This is a genomic window from Kribbella sp. NPDC051770 (assembly GCF_040681455.1).
Classification (GTDB): Bacteria; Actinomycetota; Actinomycetes; order Propionibacteriales; family Kribbellaceae; genus Kribbella.
The window spans coordinates 438,756-452,601 of record NZ_JBFAYT010000001.1; the positions used below are offsets into that span (position 1 = coordinate 438,756).

Here is a 13,846-nt window from a genome sequence, read left to right on the forward strand (position 1 = left end):
CAGCGAAGGGGGCAGACCGGTCCGGTCTGCCCCCTTCAAGAGATCAACTCAGCAGGTGGCGGTCGGAGCCGCCCAGTCGGCGCGGTCGTTGTACCCGCCGTCGCCGGCGTCACCCACGACCAGGTCGAGCACCCGCACGCCCGTCAGGTCGACGTCGACCTGCTTCGGGTCGTCCCGCCCGACGGTGCCGCTGTCGTACAGAACCTTGCCGTCACCAACGACCTGGAAGGTGGACGTACCGCCCTCCGGGCCGACGTTGCGGACGGCGTCGTCGATGCCGACGGTCGCGGTGAAGCGCGAGCACTGCTGCCCGACGTAGTACCGGACCAGCGACGGCGACGCGACGCCGATGCCCGTCTCGTAGGTCTGACCGACCAGGCTGATCGGCGACCCGCCACCGACCGACTGGTCGACGGTCGGCGACATCCAGCCGCTGGTCGCGGTGATCCAGTCGTGGTGCGACAGCGCGGCGGTGCCCGACGGCGGCTCCGGCGCGACGACGACCGGCGAGACCGTGGTCTGGTTCTGTGCGCCGTACCCGATGGCCTCGTACGACGTACGCGCCGTCAGCGCCGCGTTCCCAGGTGCCGCGCCCGCCGGCAGCTTCGCGGTGAACGCGAAGATGAACTTCTGGCCCGGCGCCAGCAGAACCGGGGCCTTGGTCAACGACTTGACCGTCCATCCGGTGCCACCGGCAAGCGTCGCGGCCGGCTTCAGCACCGGCAGCAGACCGTCGTTGCGCACGGCAACCTCAACTCGCAGCTCGTCGCCACCGGCAACCACCGGAGCGGCGTCGGCCGGCTGAACAGCGCTGCCGACCTTGGTCACGGTCGGGATCCCCGCGGTGACGTGCGGGATACCCGGCAGACCACGCGCCGCCGAGACCCGCAACAGCGCGGCGCCGTGCGCCGGAACCGCAGCGCTGATCGTGCCCGCGCTCTCGGTGACCTTGTTGGTCCACGCGTTCTTCACCGTGAACCGAGCACCGCCGAGACCAACGGCCTTGGCGGTCGTGGTCAGCGTCTTCGCGCTGTCCCCACGGTTCAGCAGCACCACCGCGCGCCCACCGTCGGCGAGCCGCTTCACCCACGTCTCCGTCGTACCGGCCGCACCGACCCGCACGGCCTGAACAACAGCCTTGTCCTGGTTGATCGCTAGCACGTCGGGATCGGTCAGCGTCGCGATCGAGGTGTTGCTCAGCTTCCGGACGTCGCTACCGATGATCAGCGGCGCGGCCGCCACGGACCACAGCGTCATCTGAGTACGGAACTCCTCGTCGGACATCCCCAGCTCCGGCGCCAGGTAGTCCGGGTCGTTGTACGCCCCCGGCCGGACGACCTCGGGGTGCCGCGCGTTCTGGTCGTAGTTGCGCAGCACGTCCTTGTACTTGATGTCGAAGACGAAGCCGACGTCGGTGTAGGTGCGCCAGGACTGGGCGATCTCCGGCGCGTAGCTCCAGGAGTTGGTCGACTGCTGCGACTCGGGGTAGTCGCCCCAGTCCGGCGAGGTGACCGGGTTGCACAGGTTGAAGATCATCGGCCGCTTGCTGGCGTTGTTGCGCAGCGCCTTGGCGAACTCGGTGAACGCGGTCTTCGGGTCGAGGTCGGCGGCGATCCCGCAGAGGAAGTCGACCTTGACCGCGTCGAAGCCGAGCGCGGCGAACTGGTCGGCGTCACGCTGGTAGTAGCCGCCGCCGGAGCCCAGGCCGCACTTGCCCGGGATGTACGGACCGGCGTCGGTGTAGATACCGGCCTTCAGGCCCTTGGCGTGAATGTAGTCGACCAACGGCTTCAGGCCACTCGGGAACTTGGCCGGATTGGCCACCAGCTCGCCGTTCTCGCCACGGGACTGGTCGGCCTGCCAGCCGCCGTCCAGCCAGACGATGTCGTAGCCGGCCTTGGCCAGCCCGCGGCTGACGATCGAGTCGGCGACGGACTTGATGGTGTCCTCGGTGAAGTCACCACCGAGCCCGAAGTACGTGTTCCACCCCTGGTACGGCGTGGGGCTGAGCACCGGAGCGGCCGCGGGCGTGGCGGGCGCCGCGGCGGCGGGGACGGTCGCGGTCACCAGCGAGGCGGACACCAGGGCCGCCGTCAGGAGACCGCCGAGCAAGGCGGAAAGTCGTTTCACGCTTGATCCTTTGCTGTGCCGTGGATGTGACGGGCGGGTCAGTCGAGCGGTTCGACGACCAGGCAGAGCGAGTCGGCGCCTTCGAAGGCGACGCCGACCTCCAGCAGGTAGCTCCCCGGGTGGGTCTTCTCGCCCACCCGGTAGTTCTTCGACGGGTCCAGCCCGACCAGCGGGACCCGGCGTTGCCTCGTCGGCAGGGTGCCGCGGACGTTGTCGTCGCCGGTGTCGTAGAGGAACACCACCGACTGGTCCGCACCGACGTACTGCAGTCCCCGGGACAGCCGATGAACCTTGCTGTCGGCAACCGTACGGCGGATCTTCCAGTACTGCAGAACGTGGCGGCGAGCGACGGCCAGCTGCTCGTCGGTCCACCGGGACAGGTCCGCGCCGATCCCGAGGCCGCCGGCCATCGCGACGTGGAAGCGGAAGTCCAGCGACCGCTCCCGGCCGTCGTGGGTGCCCTCGGCATCGGTCACCCACGAGCTCATCAGGTGCGGCGACCAGCCGGTCAGGAAGCCGTCCTGAATACGGAGCCGGTCGAGCGGCGCAGTGTTGTCGCTCGGCCAGAGCGTGTCGACCCGCGCGGCCATCCCGAGGTCGACGCGCCCGCCACCACCGGCGCAGCCCTCGACGAACACCCGCGGGTGCTGCTCGCGCAGCCGGTCCAGGATCTTGTACAGGTTCGCGACGACGAGCCCGTCGAGGTCCCGCCGCCGGTCGCCGGCGTCGAGCCGCGCCCGGTTCGCGTCCCACTTCAGGTACGTGATGTCGTACGACGTCAGCAGCCGGTCCAGCATCGACCAGATCCACTCGGTCACGTCGTCACGGCTCAGGTCGAGCAGCCACTGGTTCCGGATCTCGATCGGCTCCCGCCCGGCGGTCCGCAGCACCCACTCCGGATGCTCCGCGGCCAGCTTCGACGACGGGCTGATCGCCTCCGGCTCGACCCACAGCCCGAAGTCGAGCCCGAGCTCGCCGAGGTCGGCGATGAACGTGTCGAGCCCGCGCGGGAACGCGGCCGGGTCGACCTCCCAGTCCCCCAGCGCCGACTTGTCGTCGTTGCGCCCGACGAACCAGCCGTCGTCGACGACGAACAGCTCGGCGCCGATCCCCGCGGCCCGCTTCGCCAGCTCCAGCTGGTGATCGGCCCGGATGTCGAACTCGGTCGCGAACCACGAGTTGTAGAGCACCCGTCGCGGCAGGTCCCGCGCCAGCGACCGCTGGTAGGCGTGGAACACACGAGCGAGTCCTTCAGGGCCCGAGGTACTGCAACCGCCGACCGCCACCGGGGAGACCCAGGACGATCCCGGGGCAAGGGCGAGGCCGAAGCTGGACGGAGCCCGGCCCGCCTGGATCCGGGTCTGCCCGGTGGTGTCGACGTCCGCGCTCAGCCGCCAGTCGCCGGACCACGCCAGCTGCACGCCGTACGTCGTACCGGCCGGATCTCCGGCGTCGCTCACGGACAGGAAGGGTGAGTACGAGTGGCCGGTGATGCCCTGCCGGCTGTCGACGGTGAAGCGGCCACGCCGCAGCACCACCGACTCCTGCTGGAACTCGCTGTTCCACTCGCCCCACAACGACCGGATCACCGCGCCGTCCGAGGTCGGTACGACGAACGCCGCCGAGTCGTGCTCGTGCAGCCGCAGCTCGTCGGTCCCGTCGTTGTGCACGGCGACCCACCGCTCGACCACGTCGAGCCCGGCAGGCATCCGGTAGTGCAGCACGACCCGCAGCGACCGCAGCGGATCGGCGAAGGTCAGCGCCAGCTCGTCCTCGTCCTGGACGGCGTTGACGAACACCGGCCGGCACTCGTCGCTGCCGTCCGGCCCGCTGACGACCAGCTCGGCCGGACTCGTGTACCGCACTCCGCGGACGCCGTACTCGAGCGGCTCGACGTCGGCCCGCGGCAGGAAGTGCTCGGTCCCTGTTGGCTCGGTCAACGACGGGCCGTCGGCAACGGCATGCGGGCCCCAGGCAAGCAGTGCCGCCCACTGACCGTGCTCGGGCACGCCGACGACGTACGCCGTACTGGCACCACGCAATGTCCATCGGGTCACTTGACCGCTCCGATCGCCAGACCGCCGACGAAGTGCTTCTGGAAGCGCAGGAAGACCGCGACCGTCGGCACCGCCGCGATCACCGTGCCGGCCGCGATCACGTTCCACGACGACACGAACAGGCCCTGCAGACCGAGCAGTGCCGGTGTCACCGGCATCTTGTCGCCGGACCGGATCACCGTGATCGACCAGAGCAGGTCGTTGAAGATCCAGGTGAACGACAGCGCGCCGAGCGCGGCCAGCGCGGGCCGGGTCAGCGGCAGGATCACGCTGGCGAAGATCTTGCCCGGGCCGGCGCCGTCGATGGTCGCGGCCTCCTGGATCTCCTTCGGCAGGTCGCGCATGAAGCCGTGCAGCACGAAGGTGTAGAAGCCGAGACCGAACCCGACGTGCACGGCGATCAGCGCGATCAGCGTGTCGTAGTACCCGATCAGCTCGACGAAGCGGGCGATCGGGATCAGCAGGATCTGCGGCGGCAGCAGGTTGCCCATCAGCATCAGCAGCAGGACCGTGCGCCGGAACGGGATGTTGTACCGGGCCAGCCCGTACGCCGCGATCGCCGCTAGCCCGAGGCTGAGCAGCACCGCCGGGATCGTCACCAGCAGGCTGTTGACCAGCGCCCGGAACTCCTCGGCGTCCTGCCAGGCCTGCACGTAGGTGGAGAACGTGAACGAGTGCGGCAGCGAGCCGAGCCCGTTGGCCGCGACGTCGTCGAAGCTGCGGAACGAGATCACGATCACCCAGAGGATCGGCGCCACCCACAGCAACGAGATCAAGCCCATCGCGAAGTGGTAGCCGCCGGTCTTCAAGCCCTTCATGTCTCCTCCCGGAAGGCACGGATCAGGTAGCCGAGGATGACCGCCAGCGCGAGCAGGAAGATCACCACGGCGATCGCGGAGGCGTAGCCCAGCTGGGTGGACTGGAACGCGGTCGAGTACATGTAGGTGCTGAGCAGCTCCGAGGAGTGGTACGGGCCGCCCTTGGTCATCGACCAGACGATGTCAAACGAGCGCAGCGAGTCGATCACGATCACCGACAGCACGACCGAGTTGACCCCCTTGAGCTGCGGGATCGTCACGTACCGGGTGCGCTGCCAGGCCGAAGCGCCGTCCACCCGGGCGGCTTCGTACAGCGCCTGGTCGACCGCTTTCAGGCCGGCCAGGTAGAGCACCATCACGTACCCGATCTGCCGCCAGAGCGCGGGCACGATCACGGCGTACAGGGCGGTGTCGGGATCGGCGAGCCACGGGCGGATCAGGTTGCCGAGGCCGATGCCGTTCAGCACCGAGTCGACCAGCCCGTCCGGCTGGTAGAAGACGCGCCAGATCAGCGCGGTGACCACCAGCGAGAACACGACCGGGGTGAACAGCGCGGCCCGGTAGATGCCGACGCCGCGGCGTTCCTTCTGCAGCAGCAGGGCCATCCCGAACCCGCCGGCGACGCTCAGGCCGCCGAACAGGACCAGCCAGATCGCGGTGTTCTTCAGCGCGGTCTTGAAGATCGGGTCGGCGAACATGTCCCCGAAGTTGCCGAGGCCGACGAAGGTCGGGGCGGACAGGCCGTCCCAGTTGGTCAGCGACAGCCAGAACCCCTGCAGGGCCGGCCAGAACACCCAGACCGCCTCGACCGCGAACGGCACGAAGACGAAGGCGAGGATCAGCGGTGAGACCCGGGCGGGCCGGCGCCTGGCCGACCGCGCGCGGGTCTTCACCTCGACGGCTGTAGCAGTCACGCCTGGAAGACCTTCGTCGCCGCGGCCTGCCAGTCCTTGAGGATCTGGTCGATCTGGTCCGGCTTGTCCAGGAACTTGGTCAGCGCCGCGTCCGCGGTCGGCTGCAGCGCGTCACTGGAGTCGCGGTTGAAGAACTGGGTCAGCTCGGCCGCGCCCTCGAGCATCGCCTTGCCCTTGCGCACGTACGGCGTGTCCGCGAACTTGCCGTCCGGGTTGGCGGGCAGCACGGTGCCGGAGGAGTTGTCGATGTAGATGTTCTGCGCCTCGGCGGTGGCCAGCCAGGTGAGGAACTTCTTCACCGCGGCCGGGTCCTTCGCCTTCTTGCTGGCGAAGTAGCCGTCGGTCGGGGCCTCCTCGGCGACCGGCACGTTCGGGTCGATGATCGGGAACTGGAAGAAGTCGATGTCGTCGAGGGCGTCCTTCGGGGCGCTGTCGGCGAAGAAGGTGCCGATCAGGAACATCCCGGTCTTGCCGCCGAGCAGCGCCGAGGTGGCCTCCTGGAACGGGAACGACTTGCCCTTCGGGTCGAAGTACGGGAGCACCTCGCGCCACTTGGTGAAGACCGCCTTCACCTTCGGGTCGGTGAAGTCGCCCTTGCCGGCCAGCAGGTCGCGGTGGAACGGCGCCCCGTTGATCCGGATGTTCAGGTAGTCGAACCAGGCCGAGGCCACCCACGGGGTGTCGCCGAGGCCGATGCCGATCGCCGGCACGCCCTGGGCCTGGATCTTCTTGCAGACCTCGAGGAACTCCGCCCAGGTCTTCGGCGGCGTGACGCCCCACTTCTCGAAGTTCGACTTGCGGTAGTGCACACCCCACCAGTAGTTGCTGGTCGGCACGAAGACCTTCTGGCCGGCCGCGCTGGTGGACAGCGTCTGCAGCGACTTGGGGTAGTTGCCCATCGTCTGCCAGACGTCGGAGATGTCGAGCAGCAGGTCCTTCTCGGCGTACGAGTTGGCGACCGAGCCGGCGTACCAGGTGTAGACGTCCGGCGGGTTGGCCGAGGTCAGGTACGTCGGGAGCTGGGTGCGGAAGATCTCCGCCGCGACCGTGTTCAGCTTGACGGTGCCACCGCCGGTCTTGTTGAACGCCTCGACCAGCTTCTCCATCGCGGCCTTGGCCTGCTCGGCCGACAGGTTCGACTGCAGCGCGATCTCACCGGTGGCCGCGCCGCCGCCGCTGCTCGCGCCGCCGGAGGTCGAGGTGGCGCACCCGGGCACGAGGGCCGCGGCCCCGAGTACTCCGAGGCCTTTGAGGAACGTCCGCCGATCAGGTGCCATCACTGCTCCAGTGCCTTGAGTGGTCCGTTGTTTCGTTGGCGACGATCTTGCGGCGGCGACCTCTGAGGTGTCAATATTAATTCGTAAATTACGAGCAAATAGCTTGACGTGACAGGCTGCTCACGATCAACTGAGGCCTCGTTCATCGAAGGAAAGGACAGCCGCGTGGGTGTGATCGTGGTGACCGGTGCCGCCACCGGGATCGGTGCGGCCTGCACCGAGCGGCTGCTCGCCGACGGTGACGCCGTCGTCCAGGTCGATCTCCAGCCCTGCAAGGAGATCCCGGGGCGCGCGATCGGCGTCGTCGGTGACGTCTCGGCACCGGACACGTGGGCCGAGGTGCTGTCGCGCGGCCGCGACGAGCTCGGGCCGATCTCCGGGCTGGTCAGCAACGCCTACACGGTCGAGGTCCTGCCCGCGCACTCGCTCACGCCGGCCTCTTGGCAGCGCCAGCTCGACGTGAACCTGACCGCCGCGTTCCTCGGCTTCCGGACCCTGTACGACGACCTGGCGGCGGCGCGTGGATCGGTGGTGCTGGTGTCGTCGGTGCACGCGGTCGCGGGGATCCCCGGCCACCCGGCGTACGCCGCGTCCAAGGGCGCGCTGGTCGCGCTGGGCCGGCAGCTCGCGGTCGAGTACGGCGCGACGATCCGGGTGAACACCGTGCTCCCCGGACCGGTCGACACCGCGGCCTGGGACCGGGTCAGCGCCGAGGGCAAGGAGCAGAGCGCGCGAGCGACCGCGATCGGGCGCCTCGGCCGGCCCGAGGAGGTGGCCGCGGCGGTCGCGTTCCTGCTGTCGGACCAGGCGTCGTTCGTGACCGCGGCGACACTCGCGGTCGACGGCGGCTGGACCGCGGTGAAGGACTCCGCGTGAGTGGCGGCGTCCGCGGGCACAGGATCGCCGGTGCCGTCCACCGGCGAGCGTCCGGCGCGAGGTGTGGTGGAGCGGGTATGACGTTGTGGACGACCAGGGTGGGGAGAACGGCGTGACGGGGATTCAACGCGGGATGTCGCGGGGGCTGCACGGGCAGATCGTCGAGGTGATGGCACAGCGCATCCTGTCGGGGCAGATCCCCGAGGGCGCGACGATCAACGTGCCGGACCTGCAGGCCGATCTCGGCGTCAGCCTCACCGCCGTCCGGGAAGCTCTGAAGGTCCTGACCGCCAAGGGGCTGGTCGACGCGCGGCAGAAGCGCGGCACGTTCGTCCGGCCGCGGTCGGACTGGAACCTGCTCGACGCGGACATGATCCGCTGGCACTTCGACGACGACGTACGGCCGGAGCTGCTCGAGGAGCTGCACGAGGTCCGCGGCATCGTCGAACCCGCCGCCGCCCGGCTGGCCGCGATCCGGGCCGACGACGCGAACCTCGCCGCGCTCGACACCGCGCTGGCCGCGATGGCCTCGGCGACCGACGACCTCTCCGCGGCCGAGGCCGACCTGGCCTTCCACAAGGCGCTGCTGGCCTCGACCGGTAACGAGCTGCTGACCAAGATGGAGGTCATCATGGAGACCGGCCTGGCCGGCCGCGACCGGTTGGTGCACAAGGCCAAGCCGTCCGACGACCCCGTTCCCAGCCACCAGCGCGTCGTCGAGGCTGTTCGCGCCGGCGACCCCGAGGGCGCGGAGCTGGCGATGCGCGAACTGCTCGCGAAGGCGGCCGAGGACCTGTCCGACGTCCGCGGTACCGGCTCGAAGAAGAACGGCCGGGGCCGCAAGTGAAGATCGAACGGATCGAGACGTTCCTGGTCGCCCCGCGCTGGCTGTTCTGCCGGATCGAGACCAGCGACGGCGTCGTCGGCTGGGGCGAACCCGTCGTCGAGGGCCGCGCCGAGCTCGTGCGGACGGCGATCGAGGTGCTGTCGGAGTACCTGATCGGCCAGGACCCGCTGCAGATCGAGCGGCACTGGCAGACCCTGAGCAAGGGCGGCTTCTACCGCGGCGGACCGGTGCTGAGCAGCGCTGTCGCCGGGCTGGACCACGCGCTGTGGGACATCGCCGGCAAGGTGTACGGCGCGCCGGTGTCGTCGCTGCTCGGCGGCCGGGTGCGCGACCGGGCGCGGGTGTACGCGTGGGTCGGCGGTGACGAGCCCGCCGAGATCGCGGACCAGGTCGCCGAGCAGGTCGCGGCCGGGATGACCGCGGTGAAGATGAACGCCAGCGGGCTGATCCAGCCGTCGCCTTCGCGCGCGGAGGTCGCCGGGATCGTCGAGCGGCTGGGTGCCGCGCGCTCGGTGCTCGGGGACTCGCTCGACGTCGCGATCGACCTGCACGGGCGGGTCGGGGTCGCCGGTGCGCGACGGATCTTGCATGCGGTCGAGGACCAGCACCCGCTGTTCGTGGAGGAGCCGGTGCTGCCGGAGCACCTGCGGCATCTGCCTTCCATTGTCGGCGGTACGACGGTGCCGATCGCGTTGGGTGAGCGGCTCTACAGCCGATCCGAGTTCATGCCCGCGCTGGATGCCGGGGTTGCTGTGGTGCAGCCCGATGTGTCGCACGCCGGTGGAATCTCGGAGCTGCGGCGGATCGCTGCGCTCGCCGAGACGCACGGCGCCCTGTTCGCGCCGCACTGCCCACTCGGGCCGATCTCACTGGCCGCGTCGCTGCAGGTGTCGTTCGCGACGCCGAACTTCCTGATCCAGGAGCAGAGTCGCGGCATCCATTACAACGTTGCGAACGACCTCACGTCGTACGTCGTCGACCCGGCGCCGTTCACCTGGGTCGACGGGCACGCGGAGTACAACCCGCTGCCCGGGCTCGGGATCACGGTCGACGAGGCCGCCGTACGGGCTGCTGATCAGAAGGGTCATGCCTGGCGCAACCCGGTGTGGGCGCACGCGGACGGGTCCTTCGCGGAATGGTGACCGCGACCGTCGGCGTCGACCTCACCGACGGCGGCCGCTGGACTTCGCTGGTCCTGGGCGGCCGCGAGTGGTTGTGGTCGGGCCCAGGCTTGGTCTCGGGCCCGCGGACCGGCGATCCGGCGTTCACCGACGCCGGCGGGCTGGACGAGTGCTTCCCCACGGTGCGCGGCTTGCCGGACCACGGCGGTCTGTGGAACCAGGTGTGGACGACCGACGGTTCGTGGGACATCGTCGAGTGGGACGGGACGCTGCTGCGTCGGAAGATCCTTGCTGACGAGCTGACTGTGACTGCCAACTACCGGCTGACCGCTCCAGCCGGGTACCGGTTTGTCTGGGCGGCCCACGCGTTGCTCGACTGTGCCGTCGGCGCTTCGATCGACGTACCGGACGGCACTGCGTGTCGGCTCTACCTCGACGACTCCCCCTGGGTCGCCGATACCTGGCCCACCTCACTCGGCCTCGGGACCTACGGCCCCACCGACGGCAGCGCCGTGGGCGCCGTGCTCGACACCCCGTCCGCCTCGGTCCGCGATCGCGGCCGGCGCCTGACCTTCGAGCTGAGTTGCCCAGGGCAACCAGTGTCGACCGCCCTGTGGCGCAACCTCGGCGGCTTCCCGGCCGGTACGCCGTACCGAAGTCTCGGCGTCGAACCGATGCTCGGGCGGGTGTTCGGGCTGGACGAAGCGGGCACCGGCGACGCAGCCGTCGTGCCGGAGTCCGGGGAGCTGGAATGGCGGCTGACCGTGACCGCGGAGCCGGTCGGATAGCGTTGGGAGCTGGAGGAAGACCATGGATCTGCTGGCAGAACTGAACCGCCGCAAGGTACTCGCGATCATCCGCGCGGACGGCGCCGACCGCGCCCTGGAGTGCGTTCGCACGCTGGTCGCGGCGGGCATCGACACCCTCGAGGTCTCCCTCACGACGCCCGGCGGCGCCGAGGCGATCGCGAAGGCGCGCTCGGAGTTCGCGCCGTCGGTGCTGATCGGCGCGGGGACCGTGATCACCCCCGAGCAGGCCGACGAGGTCGCCGCCGCGGGCGCGGGTTTCGTCGTCACGCCGGCGATCACGCGCGGTGCGACGCGCAGCGTGCAGCTCGGGCTGCCGCTGCTGTGCGGAGCGCTCACGCCGACCGAGGTGGTCGGGGCGCTCGATCTGGGCGCGGTTGCCGTGAAGATCTTTCCCGCGAAGGTCTATGGCCCGAGCTATTTCCGTGAGCTGCGTGCGCCGCTTCCGCAGGCGCCGCTGATCGCGGTCGGTGGGGTGGACGCGGTGACGACGCCGGAGTACTTGGCTGCGGGTGCGCTCGCGGTGGGTGTCGGGTCGCCGCTGCTGGGCGACGCCGGTGTCGGCGGTTCGCAGGAGGCTCTGGCCGAGCGTGCCGCCGCATTCCTGAAAGCAGTCTCCGATGTCTGATGTTCTGACCATTGGCGAGACCATGGTCTCCCTCCGCACCCGCGCCGCGATGCGCCTGGGCGGCGAGGCTCACCTGTCCATCGCCGGCTCCGAGAGCAACGTCGCCATCGGCCTCGCCCGCCTCGGCCACGACGTCGCCTGGCTCGGTGCCGTCGGCAACGACGAGCCCGGCCGCCTGATCCAGCGCACGCTTCGCGCCGAGGGCGTCGGTACGGCGTACATCCGCTTCTCGGAGAGCGACTTCACCGGCTTCATCGCCTTCGACCAGCCGGCCCACGACATCACCCGCGTCAGCTACCACCGCCGCGGCTCCGCCGGCTCGACCCTCACCCCCGAAGAGTGCGCGACCGCCCTCGAGACCGCGGCTCCGCGACTGCTCCACCTCACCGGCATCACCCCCGCCCTCTCCGCCTCCGCCCGCGCCGCCACCCTCGCGATCGCCGAGGCCGCGAGCGACGTACAGGTCTCCCTGGACGTCAACTACCGCTCCCGCCTCTGGTCCCGCGCGTCCGCAGCTGAGTGCCTCCGGCAACTACTCCCGTCGGTCCACACCGTCTTCGCCTCCGAGGACGAGCTCGACCTCCTCACCGACGCCACCGACCCCGTCGCCGCCCTCCTCGACACCGGCATCCAAGAGGTCGTGGTCACCGCCGGCGGCAAAGGCGCCTGGTCCCACTCTTCCGCCGGCACCCTGCACCAACCGGCCCTCCCCGTCACCGTCGTCGACAGCATCGGCGCCGGCGACGCCTTCGTCTCGGGCTACCTCTCGGCCACCCTCGAAAACCTCCCCGCCGAAGCCCGCCTGACGAGAGCCACCACCTCAGGAGCCTTCTGCGTCGGCGCCTACGGCGACTGGGAGTCCCTCCCCACCCGCGAGGACCTGACCCTGATCACCCACACCCACGGCACCGCTCTGCGCTAGGCGCCAGCGGCAACGCGCTACCGCCACACCGACCCAGCACCGTCTCGCCCGCCCCACCACCCCCCCGGGCCGCGCCAGCACCCTCGGCTCCCGCCGCCTTCAGCTGAGGCCGAGGACGTAGCGCTGTTCGAGGCGGCCGCTCCGCGGGTGCGGCACCGCTTCGCCGTCGGCGATCCACGCCATCCGCTCGTAGAGCTCGACGGCGCGCACGTTGTCGACGTACACGCTCAACCGGAGACCTTCGAACCCGAGCTCGCTCGCACGCGTCGGCAGCTCGGCGAGCAGCGATCGCGCCACACCCCCGCCCCACGCGGACGGCCGGACGCCGAGGTACCGCAGCTCGGCAACGGTCGCGTCAACCGGCCCCACAGCGGCAAATCCCACGGCGTCGGTCGTTTCCGGAGCGTAAGCCATCAGCAGAAACGACCGAGGCGAACCGTCGAGCACCGACTGAATCACCGGACGGGCCAGCTCGAGCCCCGGCACAGTGGTCTCCCCGTCCCGAGCGGCCGTCGTCTCCGCCCAGATCTGCGCCGCCTGGTCGACTGCCGTCGCTCCCCGCGTCAAGGTCACCTTCATGCCCACATCCTTGGTCGCTGCGCGGATGCTCGCCACCGAAATAACGCCGGCGAGAACCGGCCCGTGCCCAAAAGATGGAGTCGGTGCCGAGCGACAGGAGGTGGTCGCCGCGGTTCTGGTCGCGGGTGGTGTTGCAAGGCGTGGGACTCAGGCGGATCAGCCGCCGCTGCGGAGACCTCCTGTCGGCCGGTACAGCCTCGGTCGGCTGTTGCTACGCGGGCAGCGGACGAGCGGCCGCCGGCTGCAGCCCGTCGAAGGTCAGCGCCAGGTATCGCTTCCAGATCTCCGGGGACTCCGGCAGCATCGGCGCCGCCGTCTGGTAGACGCCGGTCAGCAGCAGCATCACGTCCTGGCCGGTGATGTCGTCCCGTACGGCGCCCGCCCGGCGCGCCCGGTCGACGAGCGCCTCGACTGCCGACTCCAGCCGCGCGATCTTGCCCCGGAGTACCGGGTGTTGCCGTACGGCGGCGCCGGCCGCGACGTCGCAGAACGCCTGGTTGTGGACCTGGAGCTCGATGCCCGCGGTCATGAAACCGCGGAGCCCCTCGGCCGGGTCGTCGGCGTGCAGCAGCTGCTCGGTGGTCGCCACGAGGTCGTCGACCATCTCGTCGACGATCGCGACCACCAGGTCGTCCTTGTGGGCGAAGTGCCGGAAGACCGTGCCCTTGCCGAGGCCGGCCGCCTGGGCGATCTCGGCCACCGAGGCCTCGGTCCCGCGGACGGCGAAGACGTCCCGCGCCGCGCTCATGAGTAGTGCGCGGCTGCGGACGGCGTCCGCGCGCAGGGGGCGGGCATTGTCCGCCGGTTCGGTGCTCACGCGGCCAGTGTACCTAAGTTGACCGAGCGGTCCGGTTAGGTGCTACCGTTGAAT

The 13,846-nt window shown here is 70.1% G+C and carries 13 protein-coding genes; 6 read left to right on the top strand and 7 right to left on the bottom strand.

The genetic code is table 11. The features are described from left to right. Nucleotides 1-48: 48 nt before the first annotated feature. From AB0M01_RS02120 to AB0M01_RS02140, 5 genes are read right to left on the bottom strand one after another with little or no spacing between them, the layout of a single operon-like run. On the bottom strand, nucleotides 49-2,130 hold the full coding sequence (locus AB0M01_RS02120; RefSeq protein ID WP_363665007.1) for an NPCBM/NEW2 domain-containing protein: 2,082 nt from the start codon (nucleotides 2,128-2,130) through the stop codon (nucleotides 49-51). Nucleotides 2,131-2,168: 38 nt separating this feature from the next. After that, nucleotides 2,169-4,187: an alpha-galactosidase gene (locus tag AB0M01_RS02125; RefSeq protein WP_363665008.1), complete on the bottom strand. Its 2,019-nt coding sequence runs from the start codon at nucleotides 4,185-4,187 to the stop codon at nucleotides 2,169-2,171. Beyond that, entirely contained in the window at nucleotides 4,184-5,005 is an 822-nt protein-coding gene (locus AB0M01_RS02130; protein WP_363665009.1) for a carbohydrate ABC transporter permease, read from the bottom strand. The genes AB0M01_RS02125 and AB0M01_RS02130 overlap by 4 nt, the downstream gene beginning before the upstream one ends. Continuing rightward, nucleotides 5,002-5,919, bottom strand: a complete 918-nt coding sequence (locus tag AB0M01_RS02135) for a sugar ABC transporter permease (protein ID WP_363665010.1) — start codon at nucleotides 5,917-5,919, stop codon at nucleotides 5,002-5,004. Before AB0M01_RS02135 ends, AB0M01_RS02130 begins: the two co-directional genes overlap by 4 nt. Then, nucleotides 5,916-7,196 carry a substrate-binding domain-containing protein gene (locus AB0M01_RS02140; RefSeq protein ID WP_363665011.1) on the bottom strand — a complete coding sequence of 427 codons (1,281 nt, stop codon included), beginning with the start codon at nucleotides 7,194-7,196 and terminating at the stop codon, nucleotides 5,916-5,918. Before AB0M01_RS02140 ends, AB0M01_RS02135 begins: the two co-directional genes overlap by 4 nt. 165 nt (nucleotides 7,197-7,361) lie before the next feature. On the opposite strand from AB0M01_RS02140, the gene AB0M01_RS02145 reads away from it, so the two are divergent. The 6 genes from AB0M01_RS02145 (at nucleotide 7,362) to AB0M01_RS02170 (ending at nucleotide 12,396) form a co-directional block, all read left to right on the top strand. After that, entirely contained in the window at nucleotides 7,362-8,072 is a 711-nt protein-coding gene (locus AB0M01_RS02145) for an SDR family oxidoreductase (protein WP_363665012.1), read from the top strand. A gap of 112 nt (nucleotides 8,073-8,184) precedes the next feature. Beyond that, the gene (locus AB0M01_RS02150) at nucleotides 8,185-8,919 is read left to right on the top strand and encodes a FadR/GntR family transcriptional regulator (protein ID WP_363665013.1); all 735 of its coding nucleotides are present in this window, start codon (nucleotides 8,185-8,187) and stop codon (nucleotides 8,917-8,919) included. Continuing rightward, complete coding sequence (dgoD, locus tag AB0M01_RS02155; protein WP_363665014.1) at nucleotides 8,916-10,061, top strand: galactonate dehydratase; 1,146 nt, start codon at nucleotides 8,916-8,918, stop codon at nucleotides 10,059-10,061. The genes AB0M01_RS02150 and dgoD overlap by 4 nt, the downstream gene beginning before the upstream one ends. Next, entirely contained in the window at nucleotides 10,055-10,828 is a 774-nt protein-coding gene (locus tag AB0M01_RS02160; RefSeq protein ID WP_363665015.1) for a hypothetical protein, read from the top strand. The genes dgoD and AB0M01_RS02160 overlap by 7 nt, the downstream gene beginning before the upstream one ends. 22 nt (nucleotides 10,829-10,850) lie before the next feature. Further along, on the top strand, nucleotides 10,851-11,474 hold the full coding sequence (locus tag AB0M01_RS02165) for a bifunctional 4-hydroxy-2-oxoglutarate aldolase/2-dehydro-3-deoxy-phosphogluconate aldolase (protein WP_363665016.1): 624 nt from the start codon (nucleotides 10,851-10,853) through the stop codon (nucleotides 11,472-11,474). Beyond that, on the top strand, nucleotides 11,467-12,396 hold the full coding sequence (locus tag AB0M01_RS02170; protein ID WP_363665017.1) for a sugar kinase: 930 nt from the start codon (nucleotides 11,467-11,469) through the stop codon (nucleotides 12,394-12,396). The genes AB0M01_RS02165 and AB0M01_RS02170 overlap by 8 nt, the downstream gene beginning before the upstream one ends. Nucleotides 12,397-12,495: 99 nt before the next feature. On the opposite strand, the gene AB0M01_RS02175 is transcribed toward AB0M01_RS02170, so the two are convergent. Together AB0M01_RS02175 and AB0M01_RS02180 are read right to left on the bottom strand one after the other, a co-directional pair. Continuing rightward, nucleotides 12,496-12,975, bottom strand: coding sequence for a GNAT family N-acetyltransferase (locus AB0M01_RS02175; RefSeq protein WP_363665018.1), 480 nt, complete (start codon nucleotides 12,973-12,975; stop codon nucleotides 12,496-12,498). A 211-nt stretch (nucleotides 12,976-13,186) separates the two neighbouring features. Continuing rightward, on the bottom strand, nucleotides 13,187-13,792 hold the full coding sequence (locus AB0M01_RS02180; protein ID WP_363665019.1) for a helix-turn-helix domain-containing protein: 606 nt from the start codon (nucleotides 13,790-13,792) through the stop codon (nucleotides 13,187-13,189). Nucleotides 13,793-13,846 lie beyond the last annotated feature (54 nt).